This window comes from Fusicatenibacter sp. (assembly GCF_977045365.1).
Genome location: NZ_CDRRUH010000020.1, coordinates 20,689 through 42,989, shown reverse-complemented (window position 1 = coordinate 42,989; position 22,301 = coordinate 20,689). Strand labels below are relative to the sequence as shown.

Sequence of the window (22,301 nt, the reverse complement as noted above, 5' to 3'; positions counted from 1 at the left end):
GTTCCTTTGTTTTGATAAGGATAACAAGCCTATGGTAGCAATGCATTGGGAGAAGTACTTCCAGCATGCAGTGGACAGATACAATAGTATCTATCGTGTTCAGCTTCCTAAAATCACACCACATGTTTGCCGTCATACTTATTGTTCCAACATGGCCAAGTCCGGAATGAATCCGAAAGTGCTCCAGTACCTGATGGGGCATAGCGATATTTCCGTAACTCTGAACACTTACACACATCTTAAAATTGATGATGCTAAGGAAGAGATGGAGAAGCTTGTTAAAGCACAGGCTGCAGCAGAGGAGATTTCTAAGGCGAATGGTCAGGAGAAGAAGCTTAAGGATAAAGGTTGGAAGATGGCTTAAATAAAGGATAGGGCTCGTTTAGAGCCTATATATTTTTCTTTATATTCTGCCATATACACCATCCAAATGCTGAAAAAATAGGCAATGTGTAAAATGGTTTTTGAAGGGGCGTTTTACACAGATTTTTACACAGTTTGATGGAAAAAGCACGCCAAAATGAGCCAAAATAAGCCGAAATAATGGACACAGAAAGTAGTGGAAAACCAAGGAAAATCAGGGAGTTTAGGCATGAAAAAGGTACTATTCGTCTGCTGGGGAAACATATGGAATGAACCATACAAAGCCCATAAATAAAGAGTTTTTGGAAGATGATAGTAACTTTTACACAGCTTTTACACAGTACAATTTAGACGAAATTTGAAAATCAGAAAGAGAGTTAAAATATATGATTAAAGTCTTATTCGTGTGCCACGGCAATATTTGCCGTTCGACTCTTGCTGAGAGCGTTTTCACACACAAAGTAAATTCCCTCGGCCTTGCCCACAATTTTGAAATCGACAGCTTCGCCACCAGCCGCGAGGAGATCGGCAATCCGCCGCATTATGGTACGGTGAATAAGCTGCGAGAGGAGCACATTCCGCTCGTGCCGCATCACGCGAAGCAGATTACATGGAAGGATTACGAGCGCGCCGACTACATCATCGGCATGGATACCGCGAATATCCGCAATCTGAACCGGATGCTGAAGAATGATCCGGATGGAAAGGTTTACAAATTTCTTTCCTTCGCCGGTTCCGGCCGCGATATTGCGGATCCGTGGTATACGGGAGATTTTGAGACGACGTACCGCGATGTCGTAGAAGGATGCGATGGCTTTCTGGCGTATCTGCGGCAGGAAGGGAAAATCTGAAAAACAAAGAGCGCCGAAAACAAGGCCAGTGCCCATTTGCAGAGAATGCGGCACTGGCCTTTTACTATAAGAAAATCCTATAGCCATTCCAAAGAATTAGCAATTAGACGTAACCAGACAGATATGGTATGATAACTGCATAGAAAACATAGCGAAATAATAGGAAAACAAAAGCTTTCCTATTTGAAAATTCATTCGATAGAACACGCGAAAGAGAGGCAGAAAATCAATGGCGAATTATGATTATGAGATTGTAAATGGAAGAAAAATCCGCGTAAGACCAAAAGAAACCGTATCGGAGATCGACAAAAACGGCTATTTCCGCAGACAGCCGAATCACTTCACGACTCCGTTCGGCGACGGTGAAAACGATCTGAAGGCAGAAGGTAATAAGAGATACCGTCTCGTCTGGGCAAAGCTGTGCCACTGGTCCAACCGTGCGGCGATCGTAAGAGAGCTGGAGGGTCTGGAAGATCAGATTTCCGTCAATATGGTAGAGCATGCCCCGCATGAGAAAAACCTTGGCTGGGAATACGTTTACAATGAAAACAACATCGACCCGGTGCTCGGTGATCAGTTCCTCTCTGAGGCGTATTACCGTGCTGATGATGATTACCAGGGAAGAACGACCGTTCCGGCGCTGATCGACACAACGACGGGAAAGGTAGTCAACAACGATTACAACTGGCTGACCACTTATTTCGAGGTCAACTTCCGCCCATGGCACAAAAAAGGCGCGCCGGAGCTGTATCCGGTGGAGCTGCGGGAAGAGATTGACAAGATGAATCTCTGGCTCTTCGATAATATCAACAACGCGGTATACCGCAGTTCCTTCTCCAGAAGCAACGAAGGCCATTTCGACGGTGTGAACACCTTCTACGCTGCGATGGACCGCCTGGAAAAACGGCTGGAAACCAATCGTTTTCTCTTCGGTGATTACGTAACCGATTCCGATATCCGCCTGTACGTGACACTTGCCCGTCTGGACATCCGCTATACCGCACAGCTCGGCGAGACGAAGCATCCGCTCTACACTTACAAAAACCTGTGGGGCTACGCAAAAGAGCTGTGGGAGATCCCGGCATTCAAAAATAATACCTTCTTTGCAGATTTTGCCGTGCCGCCGGCAGACGCCAAGGGAAGCGCGGAGCGAAGCTTCAATGTCCGCTTCTTAAAACAGCTCGATTTTGCACAGTTCTGGGGCAATGTGGACGATCGTTCTGCTTTATCGAGTGATCCGGAGCACAAACTGAAAGCAGAGACCGATGCCGGAACTGCACGAAGCGATGCAGATGTTGAAACAGAAAAGAACCGTGAGGATGCCGCAATCTATGCGAAGATTCACGCCATCCCAAGCACAGAATTTGCAAAATATACCGAGGAGGAGCTGCCGACGAAGAAAGATCCGGCAAGCCTTCCGCCGCTGGCTGATACCAGAGAAGAAGATTATCAGACGATTCTTGCCGAAATCCGCGAACTGCCGGACGGACCGGAGCTGTCACCAACAGCAAATGCAAAATCGTCCACAGCAGCCGCTGAAGAAGTAAAGAAAAAGATCACCGAGCCGCTGGATACGATGCTGAATGCCGTAGAACTGGCACAGTACGTAGAAAGTGCAAAACAGTTCTACGGAGCCCTTGAAGAGCTCGAAACAGCACTTGGAGCCACCCGTTTCCTGGCAGGAGACTTTGTGACCGAGGCAGACGCAGCGCTTTATGTTACCCTTGTGCGCTTTGACCTCTTATATTCCCGTTACCTCGGACCGGTGAAATACCGTGTGCAGGATCTGAAAAATGTTTCGGATTACTTAAAAGATCTGTACCAGATTCCGGCATTTGCACATCACACAGATTTTGCAGCCATCATCCGCCAGGGAAGAATTGAGGGAGAGGAAGACGGCTTCCGCGCCAGCACACACTACGATCTGGCACTTCCGAAGATTGACTGGGATGCACAGTGGAAGGTTTCGACCGAGCGTGCCTGCCTGTCCTCAGACCCGACCCATCCGATCTATCTTGGAAACAACCGCAGATTCGACATCGACCCGACCTGGTACGATCTGGGCGCAGAATCTCCGAAAAAAGAGGAGAAAGAAACGCCGCCGTCCTGCGGATGCTGCTGTGGCTGATCAAATCATAGATAAAAAATAGAAAACACCGTTTCAGAGGCAGATTTCCGAAAGAAAATAAACTTCTGAAACGGTGCTTTTTTCCGACGCACAAACTGCAAAAGGAAAGGCATGAAATCCGCTTATCGTCCGAAATGGAAAAATCCCTTTTTCTCATACGGCTCACTCGTATACGAAACCAGCTCATATCCGATGTCCTTGATCTGCTGTTTCAGATACGGGATATCGAGCGGCGCTTCGCTGATGACAACGGTCTCGCCGTTTTTTGCAGAAGAGTTTACTTTCTTTGGAGAGCAGCTTTTGCGGACTACATCATTCATATGGGATTCGCACATGCCGCACATCATACCATCAATTTTTAAGACTGTTTTAATCATACAATACCTGCTTTCTTCCAGGAATACAGCGAAACGAAAGCGTGCCGGACTGTATTCCTGGAGTTTGATGAAAAATTTGAAATCACATACCCTATCGGGGTATCTAAAATATAGCGTGGATGAAAAGAAATGTCAATAAGCTGATAAAATATGATAATTATTATCATTTAAGAAGGAAAATACGGTCATGGAAGGGCGATTCGCCGGCAGAACATGGAAACTTGCCGGAATCGCAAAGTTCGTGTTACAATTGGGACAGCAGAGCAAAACAAGAGAGGAGACAAAAATATGCTCTCACAGATGAATTACCGAAAAGAAACACAGCCCCACGGCGATGAGCTTTTTCCGCTGAGCATTCACGTTTTCGAGACAGACCTGCAGAGCACCGTGCGGGTGTACTGCCACTGGCATGAGGAAGTGGAGCTCTTTTATGCAGTAAAGGGCGAAGCTGTTTTTCATATGGATACCGAGACCTTTCTCCTGCGGGAAGGGGAGACCGCCTTTGTCAATGCAAACCGTCTGCATGAGGTAGAGGGAATCGACGGACAGGAATTTACGTTTCTTGCCGTTGTATTCCAGCCGCGTTTTCTGTCCGGCACATCGCTTGACCGGATCCAGCAGCAGTATATCGAACCAGTGCTGTCCTCCGAGATCCGTTTTCCATCCAAGACAGAGCGGGGAACACGCCTTGCAGAAAAAACGGCGCGGGCCATGCTGGAGATCCGAAATCTGCAGGAAAGAAAAGAGCCGGGCTGGGAGCTGCTGTTAAAAGCGGAACTTCTGAAAATCTGGCAGGGATATTACAGCGCGGCAGAAAAGAACAGTGGAAAAATGGATGCCTCGACGAATTACCGTGTCAGCAGAATGAAAGAGATCCTCACATACATGAATGCTCATTTCTGTGAGGATCTCGAAATCGCGGAACTGGCGAGCCAGTTTCATATGAGTGAGAGCGCTTTCTGCCGCTTCTTTAAGTCGATTATGCATATTTCCGCCGTGACGTATGTCAATAACCTGCGGATTGCCGAGAGCTGCCGGCTGCTGCTTTCCACCGAGGAGGCGATCAGCAAGATCGCGAGCGACTGCGGATTCCGAAATATCAGCTATTTTAACCGCGTCTTCCAGGACCGCATGCACCAGACGCCGGGGCAGTTCCGCAGTTTATCCGCAGAAAACCGTACTGCGATATAAGATTCGGAACTTATGAAGGCGTCTGCGATCGGAATGCACGCCGCAGGAAGAAAAGTCCGGTCATATCAGCCAGTGCCCAGCCGATCGGAATGGCGATCCAGATTCCGGCAACGCCAAGCGCCGTGGCGGAGAAAAGGTATGCCAGCGCATAATGGAAAGCTTTAAGGAAGAAAGATCCTTCCGTCCCTGATAAATCGAAAAGAGCGCACCGGCGCCCATCGACAGGGCAAACAGGATAAGAGAGCGGGAGATTTTCCCGCGGGTCAGATCGTAATACATAAAGAAACCTCTTTCCGGACATAATTGTTAATATTATAACATACAAAATCAAAAAATGTCAATTTGCAGGATGAAGTGCACAAAAATGCAATTGTCAGAAAATTTAAAAAAATAGAAGTTTATAAAATTTTTACAGATTTTGGGACACGTTCTGTAAAAAAACGGAAGATTTTCAGTTGATTTTTTTGACCTTTTATGTATAATTAGAGTAGAAGAGGCCGGCTGGTCCGGTTTCTTAAAAAGGATACCTTCAAATTTCTGCATTTTGCAGAACGAAGCAGTATTACTATCAAAGGAAAGAGGTTAATTACAAGATGGCACAGATTGATTTAACAAAGTATGGCATCACCGGTACCACAGAAATTGTGTACAACCCTTCTTATGAGCAGTTATTTGAGGAAGAGACAAAACCAGAGCTGGAAGGCTATGAAAAAGGCCAGGAGACAGAGCTTGGTGCAGTCAACGTTATGACCGGTATCTATACAGGCCGTTCACCGAAAGACAAATACATCGTTGTGGACGAGAACTCGAAAGACACTGTATGGTGGACTTCCGATGAGTACAAAAACGATAACCATCCGGCAACCCAGGAAGCATGGACAGCAGTAAAAGAGATCGCTAAAAAAGAGCTCTCCAACAAGAGACTGTTCGTTGTAGATGCATTCTGCGGCGCAAATAAAGACACCCGTATGGCTATCCGTTTCATCGTTGAGGTAGCTTGGCAGGCACACTTCGTAACCAATATGTTCATCAAACCTACCGCAGAAGAGCTTGAGAACTTCGAGCCGGATTTCGTTGTTTACAACGCATCCAAAGCAAAAGTTGAGAACTACAAAGAGCTGGGTCTGAACTCTGAAACAGCAGTAGTATTCAACATCACAAGCCGCGAGCAGGTTATCATCAACACATGGTACGGCGGAGAGATGAAGAAAGGTATGTTCTCTATGATGAACTACTATCTGCCGCTGAAGGGCATCGCTTCCATGCACTGCTCTGCAAACACAGACCTGAACGGCGAGAACACCGCAATCTTCTTCGGACTTTCCGGAACAGGAAAAACAACACTTTCCACAGACCCGAAACGTCTCCTGATCGGTGATGATGAGCACGGCTGGGACGACAACGGAGTATTCAACTTCGAGGGCGGCTGCTATGCAAAAGTTATCAACCTGGACAAAGAGTCTGAGCCGGACATCTACAATGCAATCAGACGTGACGCTCTGCTTGAGAACGTTACCGTTGATGCAGCAGGCAAAATCGACTTCAACGATAAGAGCGTAACCGAGAATACTCGTGTATCTTATCCGATCAACCACATCGAGAACATCGTTCGCCCGATTTCTTCTGCACCGGCAGCGAAGAACGTAATCTTCCTGTCTGCAGACGCATTCGGCGTACTTCCGCCAGTATCTATCCTGACACCAGAGCAGACTCAGTACTACTTCCTGTCCGGATTCACTGCAAAACTTGCAGGAACCGAGCGTGGAATCACCGAGCCGACTCCTACTTTCTCCGCATGCTTCGGCCAGGCATTCCTGGAGCTGCACCCAACCAAATATGCAGAAGAGCTTGTTAAGAAAATGGAGAAGAGCGGAGCAAAAGCATACCTGGTTAACACAGGCTGGAACGGAACCGGAAAACGTATCTCCATCCGTGATACCCGTGGAATCATCGATGCAATCTTAAGCGGTGCTATCAACGAAGCTCCGACAAAGACTATTCCGTACTTCAACTTCGAAGTTCCGACTGAACTTCCGGGCGTTGATCCGGCTATCCTGGATCCTCGCGATACCTATGCTGACGCTTCCGAGTGGGAGACAAAAGCACTGGATCTGGCTGAAAGATTCATCAAGAACTTTGCAAAATATGAAGGAAACGCTGCTGGTAAAGCACTTGTTTCCGCTGGTCCGCAGAAATAATTTTTCTGAATCGATCAAAGATAAGCCCCTGGCATGAAAGTGCCGGGGGCTTTTTTGAACGAAAATACAGCTCCCTGTCCGAGAAACCGTGAGGCGGCCGGTCGAACAGGGAGCTGTGTCAGGTTTGGCATTTTATTCAAAGAAGACAGATCAGCAGGACAGAAGCAGTTCGCGTACCATCTCTGCATCAAAGACAACGGAAGAAACGTGGTTGACTTCGATCTGATACAGTGCATTTGCCGCGATATGCTCGGCGGCCTGCTCGAGATCGCGGATACCGCTTGTGTTTTCATGGCAGGCAATGACCGCATCAAGTCCTTCCGGTGTCAGAATGCACTCACCCTCTTTCATGCCGATGCGTTTTAATACCTTCGGAAGCGCATACCGTGAGAAGATAATCTTCTTTTCTTCCGGTGTGTAGTCCGGGATTTCGATGACCGCAAAACGAGACATCAGCGGAGCACTGATCTGGTCTTTGTCGTTGGCAGTTGCAATCGGATAAACGCCGACGGTCGGAATCATACACTCGATGTAGTTGTCGGTAAAGCCAAGGTTGTCAAGCAGCGTCAGCAGTACGTCCGCCGGATTTCCGTTTCCTTTGCCGGAAGCAGCCTTGTCGAGCTCATTGATGATGAAGACAAGGTTCGATTCGCCCGCCATGGAGAACGCATCCATGATAATACCTGGCTTTGCATTGGCATAGATCCGGGAGCTTCCGGTGAGCTGCTCCGGGTCGTTGATGGAACTCATATCGAGAGTTGTCCACGGCAGCTTTAAGATTCGGGCAACGGCGTAGGCAATCTGCGATTTTCCGGTTCCCGCCGGTCCGATCAGCAGCAGTCCGTAAGCCGGAAGCGTATGTGTACGGTTGATCTGAATAATCGTCTCGATGATTCTCTGTTTCACACGCTCCATGCCGTACAGCTCTTCATCGAGGATGCGGCGCGCTTCGACCGGGTCGATGGCTTCAAAATAATTGCTCTTCCACTGGATATTCATCATCATGGAAAGCGCACGCTGTGCGTGGCGGCGCTCCTCCGGGGAAACCTCGTGGGAGCGTGCGACGGCGAGATTCCGGCGTGCCCACAGGCGGATGTTGTCCGGCAGCGTTCTTCCGGCGCAGTTCATGAAATCGGTGATGGACTGAATGCTGGTAAGCTTCATGCTGTCGCCGGTTTCCTCCTGATCCTCGTCCTCGATTTCTTCTTCCGGCGCATTGCTGGCAAGGAGACGCTCGATCATAAACTGTAAAAAGCCGTCCTCGGCGGAAAGCTTTGCACCGCCGCCGAAAGCGATCTCGCGGATTTTATAAACGGCATAGCCGTCTGCGGTCTGTGTTCCGGAAAGACGGACATTGATATGGTTTTCGCCGAGCCATTTCAACAGACTGACAAAGCGGGCATCGATCTGGAGAATATCGGCGATGAAGGTTTCGTCTTCCTCTTTAAATTCAAACGAGGTCCGTTTCGTCGGATTCGTGAAAATGCCGCAGGGATGATGCGGGAATTCTTTCTCCTTCGTATCCAGAACAAGAATCGGCTGCTCCGGGGAAGTGAACGGTGCGTTTGTGCGGAAAACAGTATACGTACATTCGGAAACTTTTGCTTTTTCCGGTGAATTGCTGAAATCAAAAACAGGCATAACAGAACCTCCTAATAAAATAATTGCTTATGAAAGCACATAGGAACAGTGTAGCACGAATTAAAAAATCCTGCAATCAATATGCAGGATTTTGTGATTTTCTGTATTTTTATGCTGAAAATATGAATGGTATTACGAAACAGACGCTTTTTTCTGGAAATCCGGAAGCTGTACGAGTACAATCGCCGCAAACATCAGAATGCATCCGAAAAGCTCACGTCCGGAGAGCGCCTGATGCAGAATGATCCATCCCGCAAGAACGGAGAAAACGGATTCCAGACTCATCAGAAGGGAAGCTGTCGTCGGATTCAGCCCTTTCTGGCCGACAATCTGCAGCGTATAACCAACCCCTGAGGAGAGAATTCCGGCATAGAGAATCGGCATCCAGGCATGCAGAAGATCGGAGAGATTTACGGTCTCAAACAGCACCATGCAGACAGCCGAAAGAAGTGAGCACGTAAAAAACTGAATGCAGGACATCTTCACACCGTCAACGAGCGGGGAAAAATGGTCGATCACCAGAATATGTACCGTAAAACCAAGCGCGCAGGCGAGTACAAGAAGATCGCCCTTCTGTAAAGAAAACGATCCGTCCGTCATGCAGAGCAGATAGAGACCGGCGACCGCAATGAGAACGGCGAGCCACACTTTAGGCTGGACGCGTTTCCGGAAAAACAGGCCGCAGACCGGAACGAGTACAATATAAAGTGCTGTAATAAAACCGGCTTTTCCAACCGTTGTATACTGGATGCCGACCTGCTGCAGCGTGGAGGCGGCAAACAGCACAATACCGCAGAGAATGCCGCCCGTCCACAGCGTTTTTCTGTCGGCAGTGTGGTCCGCCGATGCCTGCTGTGCAGAGCTGCGTTTTTCCCGTGAGGAAAAGAAGGCAATCAGCGGAAGCAGGGCAAGACCGCCAAGCAGGCTGCGGGCCGCGTTGAACGTAAAAGGTCCGACGTAATCCATGCCGGTCTGCTGTGCAACGAACGCAGAACCCCAGATCGCTGCGGTCAGAAGCAGGAGCGCCGACTGCCGGTACTTATGAGAAACAGTATTCATAATAGAAAGAACCTCCTGAAATTGATACGGTATCCATCATAGCATAAAAGAACGGAAAAAGCGAATGGAAAGACGTCGGAAAAGACAGAAAAATGGTATAAATAATCAAAATGACGAAACTGTGCAGATCTTGCAAAAACAGTACGTGTAAAAATGTACATGAAAAATCAGCTTAAAAAAGTGAAACTGAGCAAATTAACCAATACGAAATAAAAAATAGACACCAAAAACAAAAAATGGACACTGTTTTTCCGCTTTTTTTTGTATATAATGAACTCATCAAGCAAGAACGAAAACCTTAAGGAGGTAAAAAGTATGAAAAAGCGTAACATGAAAGTCCTTGCACTGCTGATGACAGTGACAATGGCAGGAACGATGCTTGCCGGATGCGGAGACAGCGGAAGCACAAGTTCCAGTTCAACAGGAGGAACCACAGCATCCTCAAGCGGAACAGCAGATGCTTCCTCAGCAAGCGAAGAAGATACCACAGCAGCATCTTCCAGCACAGCAGATGCTTCCAGCGAAGATACCACAGGTTCGGATGATGTGGTAGGAGAGCTTCCGAGAAATGAAACTCTTTACTTCGCAGGCCAGCAGTGGGGTACCGTCAACGACTACAACCCGATGTCTGCAAACTCCAACAACGCCATGGTTCTGGCACAGGGCGATGCTTCCCGTGTACTCGTATATGAGACTCTTTACATGTGGAACCCGCTGGATGCTAAAATGTATCCGCTCCTTGCAGACGGAGATCCGGTTTGGAACGATGCCCGTACCGAAATTACCGTTAAGATCAAAGCTGATGCAAAATGGAATGACGGCACACCGGTTACTGCAAAAGATGTAGCAGCTACCTATCATGCACATGTAGATAATAATTCTTCTACCGGTGCTGAGATGAAGAACTACATCGCTGATATTGTTGCAGAGGATGACAGCACAGCAGTCTTCAAACTTGTAACCGATGACTCCGGAAAAGCTGTAAACCCGGTTCTGGCAGAAAGATATCTCCCGATGCTTTACATCTTACAGGAAAACTACTTGAACACCGTGGCAGAGAGAAATAACAACGATCCGGAAGCAATTAAACTGGACAAGATGGAAGATCTCGTATCATCTGGCCCTTACAAAAAATACTTTGACAATGACCAGAACGTAGTTCTGATTCGTGATGATAATTATTGGGGACAGGCAGACTCCATGTGGGGCAAGCTTCCGGTTCCGAAATATATCTCTCACCCGATCTTTAAAGACAACGCAGCAGCTACCACAGCATTCCAGAATGGTGATGTCGATGTGGCACAGGTATTCATCACAGACCTTCAGAAATTGTGGTTAGAGCAGGATCTTCCGATTTCTACCTATATCGATGAAGCACCGTATCAGCTGTGTATGACAATGCCTACCCTGTTCTTCAATACAGAAGTAGAAGGACTGGATCAGGTAGCTGTCCGTAAAGCAATTGCTATGGCAGTTGATTACGATCAGGTTATTTCTTCAGCAATGTCCGGACAGTCTCCTACTTTCGCAGATGTTCCGCGTTCTGTTATGAACCCGACCGATGGCGAGCAGGCACTGGTGGATCAGGATGCCTTAAAAGAGTATCAGTGGTCCAATGCCGATATAGAAGGCGCTAAGAAGCTTCTGGACGACGCCGGAATCGTAGATACTGACGGCGACGGAATCCGTGAGTACAACGGAAAGAATCTTTCCTACAAGGCTGAGTGCCCGACAGGATGGTCTGACTGGAATGCAACCCTTGAGATCGTAGCAGCAGCAGGAAAGAACATTGGTATCAACATTGAGACCTACTTCCCGGAAGCAGCAAACTACAACACCGATTACAGCACTGGAAACTTCGAAATCACCATGCAGTCCGGCCCTGGTACATCGGTTGCTAACCCGTACATGAGATGTCGTTTCTTCATGAGCTCTGATTACAACGCTCTCGAGGTTAACTACAGTGGTAACTTCGGTCATTATCAGAACGATCGTGTAGATGAAATCCTTGCAGCAATTCCTCAGGAAACTGACGATGCAAAACTGAAAGATTACTACACAGAACTCTCCAAGATTATGCTGGAAGACTGCCCGTGTGTACCGCTGATGTACAGACCGCAGGTATTCCATGAGGTAAATGAGTCCGTATGGACCAACTATCCGCAGAAAGACGATGGAACCAATGTTCCTCCGATGGACTGCACGGATGGTTATGGCGTAGCAGCACTGTACAATCTGGAACTGGTTGACGGCTGATTTGCTGAACAGAAAGAAAGTACATACTGAATTGTAACAGAGGCGGCCGGAGCCGGGGTGCTCCGGCCGCTTTTACAAAATCAGAAGGAGGGTTCCTCTATGAAAGGAATGAAAAAGTATTATACGCAGAAGATCCTGTGGTATCTTCTGACGTTAGTCTTTGCGGTACTGCTGAACTTCATTCTTCCGCGTCTGATGCCGGGCGATCCGGTTTCCACTATTGCGTCCAAATCGGTAGAAGGTATGACCGATGCGACTGCAATCCAGAAAGTATATGAAGACTATGCAGCAAAATTTGGTATTAACAAACCAATGTATGTCCAGTTTTTTACCTGGGTAAAAAATGCACTTCGCGGTGATTTCGGTGTTTCTTTCAGCCAGTATCCGCGTACCGTATCCGATATTATTTCCAGCTCGGTTCTGTGGACCATATGTTTGCAGCTCCCGGCCATTATTGTTGGATGGATTCTTGGTAACCTGCTTGGTGCAATTGCAGCTTATATGAAAGGCGTTTTCGACAAGGCAATCCTTCCGGCATTCCTGTTTATCAGTAACGTACCTGCCTTTGGTATGGCAACCATACTTTTGTTTATTTTCTCACTGAAATTACATATCGCACCTGCAGCAGGCGGCTATGCGAGCAGTATGATTCCGCATATGAGCCTTGCTTTTATGAAATCTGTGCTTTCGCATTACCAGCTGCCATTCTGGTCTATCGTAATCATCACGATCGGTGGTCAGGCTATTGGTATGCGTTCGATGTCAATTTATGAATTGAATGCCGACTATGTAAAATACAGTCGTTTCCTTGGTATCAAGGATCATACGATTGTGAAATATGTGTTCCGTAACGCAATGCTTCCGCAGATCACCGGTCTTGCAATGTCCCTTGGTACCATGATCGGCGGTAACCTGGTAGCTGAGATGGTATTCAGTTACCCGGGGCTTGGAACAACGATGCTCTCAGCAGTTACCGGCCAGGATTATCCGCTGCTTTCTGCCTGTACGCTAATCATTACTATCATGGTTCTGCTGGCCAACCTGCTTGTTGAACTTCTGTATGCAGTCATTGACCCGCGTGTCAAAGCATCCCAGCAGGATTAGAAAGGAGAATACGCTATGAAAAATACAATCAAACAGATTTTTCATTCAGGAAAATTCGTGACAGGATTTGTAATCTTCTTGGCAATTCTCCTGACTATTATCATCTATCCGCTTATTGTGGCGAAAGATCCGCTGGCAATGATCGGAAACGGAAACTTTTTCAAACCGGGTACCTATCTTTCAATTCAGGATACCGTGAATTCCGGCAAAACGTATAAGATGAATGTTGATGCAACCGCAACCATCGTTGAAAGCAAACTAACAATGGACAACCGTTCTATGATGGCAGAATGGCTGGAAAAATACGGCGGTGTAGATGCCAGTGAAATCGATGTTACCGATGCGGAAGGTCTGATTGCTCTCTGGGAGGAGAAGTATGACCCAAATGCAGAGCAGAAAGGCCTTATCGCAGCAAAAAAGAAAAAATATCAGCGTCTCGACAAAGAGATCGACGGTATTTTAGAAGATGTTCCAACCATTATTGCTGAGAAAAATGAAGAGACCGGCGAGCTGGAAGAGGTTCAGAGCATCGACAGCAAGCAGTATATCAATGAAAAAGATGTTATTAACCGTCAGACCTTCGTTCTTGGTACAGATAACTTTGGCCGTGATGTTTTGACCGAATTGATCTCTGCTACAGGATCATCCCTGAAAATCGGTCTGGTTGCGGGAACGATTGCAACCCTGATCGGACTGTTCCTTGGACTTCTTGCAGGTTACCTTGGAGGATTTGTAGACAACCTGATTCTGTTCTTTACCAACCTGTTCACCGTTATCCCATCTTTCGTTCTCCTGATCCTTATCTCCTACAGCGTAGGCGAGTCTCAGAGGGGAATCATGATGGTGGCGCTCCTGATCGGAATTACAGCATGGCCGTGGACAACACGTTCCGTACGTTCTCAGGTTATTTCTCTTCGAAACCGTGACCATGTAAACCTTTCCAAGCTGTCCGGCCACAGCATGCTGCGGATTGTCCTTACCGACATCCTTCCGTACGTTGCATCCTACGTTGTTATGGCTTTCATTCTCCAGATTTCCTCCGGAATTCTGGCAGAGGCACAGCTTTCTATGATCGGACTTGGACCGGCAACCACAAAGACCGCAACACTTGGTCTTATGATGCAATGGGCAACCCAGTACAATGCACACTTAAATGGTGCATGGTGGGCTTATTTCCCGGTAATTCTTGTAATCGCACTTATTTCATTCTCTCTTAACCTGATGAACACCGGTCTTGACCAGGTATTCAACCCGCAGTTAAGAGACTAAGGAGGCAGCTATGGGAAAAGTAATGCTGGAAGTAAACAATCTGAAAACGAAATATGTAACTCGTTTTCATGAAGATGTATACGCCGTAGACGGAGTCTCCCTGAAGATTGAGGAGGGAAAATCCCTCGGTGTAGCAGGTGAGTCCGGCTGTGGTAAATCGACGCTGGCGCTGTCCCTGATGGGCTATTATTTCGCACCGCTTCACTACATCAGCGGCGATATTATCGTAGATGGAAGAAAAATTTCCGGAATGAAACCGGATGATGTCCGGAAAAATATTCTGGGCAATGAGATCGCCTACATTCCGCAGGCAGCAATGAATGCTCTGAACCCGACACAGAAAATCATCCGATTTGTAGAAGACGTTATCCATGCGCATGATCCGAAAATGCCGAAAAAGGATATTTATGATCTGGCAAAAGAACGTTTTCAGATCTTAGGCCTGCCGGAGGAGGTATTGCAGAAGCATGCGGTAGAGCTTTCCGGTGGTATGAAACAGAGAACAGTAATTGCAATTTCCACCATCCTTTCTCCGAAGGTACTGATCGCCGATGAGCCGTCATCCGCGCTGGATGTAACTTCCCAGAAGATGGTTATCAAAATGATGCGTGACCTGATGGAAAAAGGATTTATCAAATCCATGATCTTCATCACACACGAGCTGCCGCTTCTTTATAATGTAACTGACGATATCATGGTTATGTATGCCGGACAGATCGTAGAAAAAGGTACCGCAAAAGAAATGGTATTCGATCCGCTGCATCCATATTCCAAAGGTCTGATGGGATCCATCATCGTTCCGGAGGAAGGCGTAAGAGAGCAGAAGCTGACCGCAATTCCGGGAACTCCGCCAAACCTGAAGCATCCGCCGGAGGGCTGCCGTTTCGCAGACCGCTGTCCTTATGCACAGCCAACCTGCCGCGGTATGAAACCAGATGTCATCGAGCTGCCGAACGGAAGAGAGTATCGTTGTCTGATGTCCGAGAGAAAGATTCGGGAGGTGTATGCAAATGCGTGATGGTAAAGAATTAAAACCATGCCTCTCCGGAAGAGGCGTAACGAAAGTGTTTGGCTTTGGTGATGCAAAAACGGTCGCTGTAGACCATGTGGATTTCGATTTTCATGAAGGCGAATTTGTTTCCATCGTAGGAGAATCCGGATCCGGAAAAACAACGCTTTCCAAGATGCTGCTCGGACTGATCAGTGTAACCGATGGCGAAATTGATTTCCAGGGCAAACCAAGAGATATCTCGAACGGAAAGAAGAAAAAAGAGTACTGGAAAGGAATCCAGGCGATTTTCCAGGATCCGTTCGCTTCTTACAATATGTTTAAACGTGTAGATTCTGTTCTGCTGGATTGCATTAATATGCGCGGTGACAAGAATCTGCCGAAAGAAGAAAAAGAACGTCTGATGACAGAGGCCTGCAGTTTTGTAAACTTAAAATACGCAGAACTGACAAACAAATATCCATTTGAGCTGTCAGGAGGCCAGATGCAGCGACTGATGATCGCACGTATTTTCCTTCTGAAACCAAAGATTCTGCTTGCCGATGAGCCGACATCCATGATCGATGCCTGCTCCCGTGCAACAATCCTTGATATGCTGCTGAAACTGCGTGATGAGATCAATATGACGATTATCTTCATCACCCACGATATTGGTCTTGCTTACTATGTGTCCGATAATGTTTATATTATGGAGCATGGAAAATTTGTAGAGTCCGGTCCGGCAGAAGAAGTAATTCTTCACCCGACAGCAGCGTATACCAAACGTCTGATCAGCGATGTTCCGAAGATTTATGAACCGTGGGATCTGACAACGGTATAACAATGGTACGAAAGCTGTTTCCCTGGAATCATGCTTTGCGTCATATATGAGTCTTGCGAAAAGAGAGACGGTGCACGGAAAAAAAGTGTACCGTCTTCTCTTTTTTGTCCATGATTTTTCTGAAAAAATTGCTTTTTGAAGAAAAGAATGGTAAAATTGATAAGGTTACAGAACAGAAAAGAAAACTGGGGGATGAAAAATGCGAAACTGGTTTCGCGGACTGAAGCTGAACCAAAAATTTACCATAACAACGTTGATCTTTGTTTTTATTCCACTTTTTGGCATGATGTGTTTCGAGTTTAGGAGCATCAAAAAGAATGCCATAGATCATGGGGTAAATGAAGCAGTAACGGCAACAGATCTTACCTGTGCGGAGGTGAATGCAAAAGCGAATGCCTGCTCAATGGTTGTAGATACGCTGCAGGAGTATGAACCGTTGGAGAAATATCTTCTTCATCTCAGGAGGGGAGAGGAGATTTCGGAGAGCTATTATCAGCAATTTCGGAACAACAGCATCAGTATTATTGATAAAATGCAGGAGGCAATGCCGGATCTGTATCAGATCCATATTTTTGCCATGGCAGACGGTTTTCTGGAGCAGCAGCCGATCCTGTACCAGAAGGAAAAGATGAAAAACTGCGCCTGGTACCGAAGCTATCAGGGCGGAGGACAGTGGTTTTTTGATATACAGGAAAAAAATATTATCTCCGGCACCAAAAAAGAAGGTTCCCATTTGATGACTTATGTACGGGAGCTGCGGGATCAAAGCGGAGGAAGGCTTGGCGTGATCGAGGTATCCATGCGTATGGCAGACATATTTCCAGAAATCTATCGCTCCAGTGACAGCAGCTGGGCCTGCTTTATTGATGAAAATTGGAATTTATATGACTGCGGGAAAACAGCGGCAGCCTGTAAATGGCAGTCCTATCGGGGGTTGATTCTGTTCCGGGCAGGAATCCGTGACAAAAAAGAGAGTCAGCAGAGCGCTGTGATTGACCGGAAAAACGTTGCAATTGTGCTTCGGAAAGTCGATAAACTCAATGGAATGTTTGTAACACTGACCAATTTGGATGATGCAACCGGAAACATGATCAAGCAGCAGCAGAGAATGCTGCTTGAATTTGCTGTTTTCGGGCTGCTTCTGATTGTGGTAGTCAATCTGATTGTGCGTGGCCTGTTGAAGGAGTTTTATGACGTCCTGTGTGAGATGCGTCAGATTGACAATGGAACAACAAAGATAAAGGTTTGTTACAGTGCAGAAGAGATGCGGGAAATGAGTTATGGGATCAACGGAATGCTGGAGAGAATTCAGAAACAGAACGAGGAAAGCATCAAAAGGGAGGCAGCTCTGAAAGATACGGCAATCCGGGCAATGCAGAACCAGATTAACGCTCATTTTATTTACAATGTGCTGGAATCCATTAAGATGATGGCTGAGATTGATGAAGAATATACGATTTCCGATGCTGTAACGGCACTTGGCGAAATGCTGCACTATAATATGCGCTGGAATAAATTCCTGGTAACCGTGCAGGATGAGATGAATTATATTCAGAACTATGTGGAGCTGATGAATCTGCGGTATGATTTCACAATAACACTGTCTGTTCAGATGCCGGAAAATCTGTATCGGCAGGATATCCCCAAGATGTCTCTGCAGCCGATTGTGGAAAATGCAATTACACATGGAATTGAGGAGCAGGATACAGATGCTGTCATTGAAATCAAAGGAATAGAGCATGAAAAGAGCTTTGAGATTGAAATCACAGATTCCGGAATCGGCATGTCAGAAAAACAGCTTGCAATTCTGAGACGCAAACTGAGGATGCGCCTGAATTCGGATACACAGCCGAAACATGGAATCGGGCTTCGGAATGTACAGGACAGAATCCACATTCAGTTCGGAACCGAGTATGGGCTGTCGGTTTATACAAAAGAGCATTGCTATACGAAGGTGAGTATTCATCTTCCCATCACGAGGGGGAAATATTCTCTGATGGATCAAGAGGGTGACGAGAAAGAGGAAGAAAAAGAAAATGAATACACTGCTGGTTGTAGAAGATGAAAAATTGATTCGACAGGGAATCGTGGCGATGATCCGGCGAAGCAGCGTGCCGGTGGAGGAGATTCTGGAGTGTCGAAACGGAGAAGAGGCATTGGAGATTTTGAGAAAACGGAGGGTGGATGTCATGTTCACTGATATCCGTATGCCCAAAATGGATGGTCTGACACTGGTCAACGAAATGGAGGAGTTGTCACAGAAACCTGTTGTTATTGTTTTAAGCGGCTATGATGAATTTTCCTATGCGGTTGAAATGATGAAACATGGAGTTCGGGACTATATTTTAAAACCGATCAAGCGGGAGACGATAGAACAGCTTCTGGAAAATCTGGAACGAGAGCTTTCGGAGACCCGGGAAACGGAAGAAGAGGAAGAACGGTGTTTTTTAAATCAGCTCCGTTATCTGATGATGAATGCAGAAATGGCCGAAGATAAAGAATGGATGGATATGGAAAGCAGGATCCGGCGATACATCGGAAACGACAGCTTCCGGATTTTACTGACCAGCAAGGCAAATGGGGAACGGTTTTCGGAATGCAGCGGAATTCTGCTGGAAGGCGTAGAAGGAGGAGTTCTGTATCTTTTGCCGGAATCGGAGGCAGAGCGGATCATGGAAGAAAAAGATGAGAGATTCTGTCTCGGAGTGGGAAAAGAACATCGTTCTGTGATGGAAATTCCAGAGGCATACCGGGAAGCACTGCTGGCACGGGAAATGGCATTTATACAGAAAAGTCCTGTGGAAGAATATCAGAAAAAATGCTTTGAGGAAAAGCCGGAGCTGACACAGTTTCAGGAAAAATTTATCCTGCAGGTGCCGACGGAACGGGTGGATGCTATGTTGCGAAAAATGCGGAACTGGTATTTTGAGGCAGCGCATCAGAGGGTTTCCCCCTATCAGCTTCTGGCAGTAACAGAAGCAATCTGCAAAGAGCTGGATCTTTTTCATCGAGTGCCGGAAAAACAGGAAAAATGTCCGCGCCCTCTGCAGTACCGTGATGCGGATCTGTTTCTGAATGCGTTTGAAGAATGGATACACGTTTACAGGGAAAGCCTGAAAAGTCAGACGGCCGGAAAAGAAAAAATGGAAGAGGCAATTTCATATATTCGGGAAAATTATGCAAAAGATCTGAATATGGCGATGGTATCTAACCATATTTGTATGAATTATTCGCTGTTTTCAGCAGCGTTTAAAGAACATACCGGTGTGAATTTTGTGAACTATCTGAAGGAGATCCGCATTGCGGAGGCAAAGCGTCTGTTGATTCAAACAGAAGATAAAATTACGGAAATTGCCAAACAGGTTGGATTTGAAAATGATAAGCATTTCATGAAATCATTTAAAACGGCATGCGGCGTATCACCGTCTGAGTTCCGAAAAGATTACAAAATGGTTTCCAACGGAAAGGGAGGACAGGATGAGTAAAGAAAAAGAAACCGGAAAAGAGAAGGGAAGAATCCGCCAGCTGGCGCGGTATTACATTCCATATAAGGGATTGTTTTTTACCGACATGTTTTTTGCAATGCTTGGAGCAGCCATTACACTGGTGATTCCGCTGATTGTACGGTATATTACGAGTACGGTTGTGGAAAAGCCGCTGGAGCAGGCAACGGGTGAGATTATCCGCCTCGGTATTCTGATGATTGTTATGGTTCTGGTCGAAATGTACTGTAACTTTTATATTGCCTATTACGGCCATGTAATGGGGGCGCGGATTGAGCATGATATGCGGAACGAGATCTTCGGCCATTATCAGAAGCTTTCGTTTGCTTTTTTTGATAACCAGAAGGTCGGCCATCTGCTGTCCCGCATTACAAGCGATCTGTTCGATATCAGTGAGCTTTTACATCATGGGCCGGAGGATATTGTCATTTCGTTTATCAAACTGATCGGCGCGATGATTATTCTGTTTGTGGTAAATCCGATGCTGGCGTGTGTGCCGCTTGTAGTCATTGTGGTGATGCTGCTGTTTGCGTTGGTGATGAACAGCCGCATGAAAAGTGCATTCAAGGAAAACCGCCGCAGAATTGCGGATATCAACAGTCAGATTGAGGACAGCCTTTCGGGGATCCGTGTTGTCAAATCGTTTGGAAATGAGACAGAAGAGATGCGTAAGTTCAATGCGGGAAATGACCGCTTTGTCGATTCGAAGAAGGTCAGCTACCGCTATATGGGAATTTACAATTCGGGAATGGGAGCCTTTTCGACGCTGATTACCGTTATTTCGCTGATTGTCGGCGCATTGCTGATGACAGGCGGGAAGCTTGGGGCGGCGGATCTGGTTACCTTTCTTCTGTACATCAACAACTGTACGGATCCGGTGAAAAAGCTGGTGAACTTTACGGAACAGTTCCAGAATGGTTATTCCGGCTATGAACGTTTTCTGGAAATTATGAGTATCGCGCCGGACATCCAGGACAAGCCGGATGCGTTGCCGATGAAGGATGTACAGGGTGAAGTAACATTTGAAAATGTTTCGTTCCATTATGAGGAGTCGAAGGAGAATGTGTTAAGCAATGTGAATCTGCATGTCCCGGCAGGAGACTATGTAGCGCTGGTGGGCAGCTCCGGTGCCGGAAAGACGACGCTCTGCTCTCTGATTCCGCGTTTTTACGATGTGACAGAAGGAAGGATTCTGCTGGATGGAAAGGATATCCGCGATGTGAAATTGAAGGATCTGCGCGATGAAATTGGTATTGTGCAGCAGGATGTGTACCTGTTTGCGGGAACGATCATCGACAACATCCGCTATGGCAGACCGGATGCGACCGACGAGGAGGTCATCCGCGCAGCGAAAGCGGCCAATGCACATGAATTCATCATGGAGCTGGCGGACGGCTACGACACCGATATCGGCCAGCGCGGCGTAAAACTTTCCGGCGGCCAGAAACAACGGCTTTCCATCGCCCGCGTATTCCTCAAAAACCCGCCGATCCTGATTTTCGACGAGGCAACCTCAGCGCTCGACAACGAGAGCGAAAAAGTCGTCCAGAAATCTTTGGAGCTTCTGGCGAAAGACAGGACAACCTTCGTGATTGCGCACCGGCTGTCCACAATCCGGAATGCAAAGCGGATTCTGGTGCTGACGGAGAATGGAATTGCGGAGGAAGGCACACATAAGGAACTGCTCGCGAAGGGCGGGATTTATGCGCATTTGTATGAGATGCAGTTTTGATGAAAATTTCATTAGTATGACAGAAAGGCAGCGGAAGAGAAACCGCTGCCTTTTTTGACACTTTCTTATTTTCTTCATACTCTATAAAGAACAGAAAATGAAAGAGGAACATGGTATGGATTCATCCCGTATGAATCGCGGCTGCTGCGGTGCGAACAATATGCAGAACCGCCGCGCCGCTTCAAACAATATGGAACTGAAGATGGAACCAAGGAATTTCCCGCGGAAAATGCAGCATGTAGATCATATGATACCTGCAATGGCGTACGTTCCGATGCAGCGGTTTGAACAGATCTATGATCTTTCCGCTGCATTAAAAAATGGAACCTTATTCCCGGAACTCTGTAAACCATTCTGTGGAAAGGGAGGAGGACAGTGCCTATGATGCCGCAGATGCCATCCCGCGAAAGGCTGCTCGCCTGGATTGATCAGGTCAGCTTTGCTGTTGTTGAAATGAACCTTTACCTCGACACCCACCCGGAGGATGAAGATGCACTTGCCTTTTTCCGGGAAAAAGTGGAGCTTCGAAAAGAAGCACTGAAACAGTACGCCGAACAGTACGGCCCGCTCACGATCGATACCGCCAACGACCGCATGAGCCGTTCTTTCGAATGGGTTATGCAGTCATGGCCGTGGGAAGTCAACCGGAAAGGAGGGTGCTGACGGATGTGGAATTATGAAAAACGCCTCGAGTATCCTGTAAACATCACGACACCAAACCCCAAAATCGCCCAAATTATCATGAGTCAATACGGTGGCCCGGAGTTCAATACCAGATAATAACTAATATGGGCACCGGA

General features: G+C 46.9%; 19 protein-coding genes and 1 pseudogene. 16 read left to right on the top strand and 4 right to left on the bottom strand.

Annotated features, from left to right (window positions below):
• The 3 genes from ACY2VW_RS06520 to ACY2VW_RS06510 form a co-directional block, all read left to right on the top strand.
• Positions 1-364 (top strand): tyrosine-type recombinase/integrase (locus ACY2VW_RS06520; RefSeq protein WP_461877484.1); only part of this gene is annotated, 364 nt, incomplete at its 5' end.
• 385 nt (positions 365-749) lie between these two features.
• On the top strand, positions 750-1,214 hold the full coding sequence (locus ACY2VW_RS06515) for a low molecular weight protein-tyrosine-phosphatase (RefSeq protein ID WP_461877483.1): 465 nt from the start codon (positions 750-752) through the stop codon (positions 1,212-1,214).
• A 229-nt stretch (positions 1,215-1,443) separates the two neighbouring features.
• A complete protein-coding gene (locus tag ACY2VW_RS06510) occupies positions 1,444-3,342 on the top strand; it encodes a glutathione S-transferase C-terminal domain-containing protein (protein WP_461877482.1) in 1,899 nt (632 codons plus the stop codon).
• 122 nt (positions 3,343-3,464) lie between these two features.
• Here ACY2VW_RS06510 and ACY2VW_RS06505 read toward each other — a convergent pair whose 3' ends face one another.
• A complete protein-coding gene (locus ACY2VW_RS06505; protein WP_022461058.1) occupies positions 3,465-3,719 on the bottom strand; it encodes a heavy-metal-associated domain-containing protein in 255 nt (84 codons plus the stop codon).
• A 288-nt stretch (positions 3,720-4,007) separates the two neighbouring features.
• Between ACY2VW_RS06505 and ACY2VW_RS06500 the strand changes: the two genes are divergently transcribed.
• Positions 4,008-4,910 carry a helix-turn-helix transcriptional regulator gene (locus ACY2VW_RS06500; protein WP_461877481.1) on the top strand — a complete coding sequence of 301 codons (903 nt, stop codon included), beginning with the start codon at positions 4,008-4,010 and terminating at the stop codon, positions 4,908-4,910.
• A 60-nt stretch (positions 4,911-4,970) separates the two neighbouring features.
• On the opposite strand, the gene ACY2VW_RS06495 is transcribed toward ACY2VW_RS06500, so the two are convergent.
• Complete coding sequence (locus tag ACY2VW_RS06495; protein ID WP_461874936.1) at positions 4,971-5,189, bottom strand: hypothetical protein; 219 nt, start codon at positions 5,187-5,189, stop codon at positions 4,971-4,973.
• Between the two features lie 314 nt (positions 5,190-5,503).
• Between ACY2VW_RS06495 and pckA the strand changes: the two genes are divergently transcribed.
• Entirely contained in the window at positions 5,504-7,108 is a 1,605-nt protein-coding gene (gene pckA, locus ACY2VW_RS06490) for a phosphoenolpyruvate carboxykinase (ATP) (RefSeq protein ID WP_461877480.1), read from the top strand.
• Positions 7,109-7,258: 150 nt separating this feature from the next.
• Here the strand turns inward: pckA and ACY2VW_RS06485 are convergent, their stop codons facing one another.
• Positions 7,259-8,749, bottom strand: coding sequence for an AAA family ATPase (locus tag ACY2VW_RS06485; protein ID WP_461877479.1), 1,491 nt, complete (start codon positions 8,747-8,749; stop codon positions 7,259-7,261).
• Positions 8,750-8,881: 132 nt separating this feature from the next.
• Entirely contained in the window at positions 8,882-9,808 is a 927-nt protein-coding gene (locus tag ACY2VW_RS06480) for a DMT family transporter (RefSeq protein WP_461877478.1), read from the bottom strand.
• Between the two features lie 315 nt (positions 9,809-10,123).
• On the opposite strand from ACY2VW_RS06480, the gene ACY2VW_RS06475 reads away from it, so the two are divergent.
• The 11 genes and pseudogenes from ACY2VW_RS06475 to ACY2VW_RS06425 all read left to right on the top strand — a co-directional run.
• Positions 10,124-12,064 (top strand): ABC transporter substrate-binding protein, encoded by a 1,941-nt coding sequence (locus ACY2VW_RS06475; RefSeq protein WP_461877477.1) that lies wholly within the window; start codon positions 10,124-10,126, stop codon positions 12,062-12,064.
• Positions 12,065-12,163: 99 nt separating this feature from the next.
• Positions 12,164-13,168 (top strand): ABC transporter permease, encoded by a 1,005-nt coding sequence (locus ACY2VW_RS06470; RefSeq protein WP_461874930.1) that lies wholly within the window; start codon positions 12,164-12,166, stop codon positions 13,166-13,168.
• Between the two features lie 15 nt (positions 13,169-13,183).
• Positions 13,184-14,437 (top strand): ABC transporter permease, encoded by a 1,254-nt coding sequence (locus ACY2VW_RS06465; RefSeq protein ID WP_461877475.1) that lies wholly within the window; start codon positions 13,184-13,186, stop codon positions 14,435-14,437.
• A 10-nt stretch (positions 14,438-14,447) separates the two neighbouring features.
• Entirely contained in the window at positions 14,448-15,455 is a 1,008-nt protein-coding gene (locus ACY2VW_RS06460) for an ABC transporter ATP-binding protein (protein ID WP_349142975.1), read from the top strand.
• Positions 15,448-16,266 carry an ABC transporter ATP-binding protein gene (locus tag ACY2VW_RS06455; RefSeq protein ID WP_461874926.1) on the top strand — a complete coding sequence of 273 codons (819 nt, stop codon included), beginning with the start codon at positions 15,448-15,450 and terminating at the stop codon, positions 16,264-16,266. Before ACY2VW_RS06460 ends, ACY2VW_RS06455 begins: the two co-directional genes overlap by 8 nt.
• A gap of 199 nt (positions 16,267-16,465) precedes the next feature.
• Positions 16,466-18,331, top strand: a complete 1,866-nt coding sequence (locus tag ACY2VW_RS06450; RefSeq protein WP_461877474.1) for a sensor histidine kinase — start codon at positions 16,466-16,468, stop codon at positions 18,329-18,331.
• Positions 18,303-19,751: a response regulator gene (locus ACY2VW_RS06445; RefSeq protein WP_461877473.1), complete on the top strand. Its 1,449-nt coding sequence runs from the start codon at positions 18,303-18,305 to the stop codon at positions 19,749-19,751. Before ACY2VW_RS06450 ends, ACY2VW_RS06445 begins: the two co-directional genes overlap by 29 nt.
• Positions 19,744-21,501, top strand: coding sequence for an ABC transporter ATP-binding protein (locus ACY2VW_RS06440; RefSeq protein WP_461877472.1), 1,758 nt, complete (start codon positions 19,744-19,746; stop codon positions 21,499-21,501). The genes ACY2VW_RS06445 and ACY2VW_RS06440 overlap by 8 nt, the downstream gene beginning before the upstream one ends.
• Positions 21,502-21,616: 115 nt before the next feature.
• Positions 21,617-21,886, top strand: a complete 270-nt coding sequence (locus ACY2VW_RS06435) for a spore coat associated protein CotJA (RefSeq protein WP_082424512.1) — start codon at positions 21,617-21,619, stop codon at positions 21,884-21,886.
• Complete coding sequence (locus ACY2VW_RS06430; RefSeq protein ID WP_461877471.1) at positions 21,883-22,164, top strand: spore coat protein CotJB; 282 nt, start codon at positions 21,883-21,885, stop codon at positions 22,162-22,164. The genes ACY2VW_RS06435 and ACY2VW_RS06430 overlap by 4 nt, the downstream gene beginning before the upstream one ends.
• A 3-nt stretch (positions 22,165-22,167) precedes the next feature.
• Positions 22,168-22,266 (top strand): annotated as a pseudogene (locus tag ACY2VW_RS06425) (manganese catalase family protein); the annotation flags it as partial.
• Between the last annotated feature and the right edge of the window lie 35 nt (positions 22,267-22,301).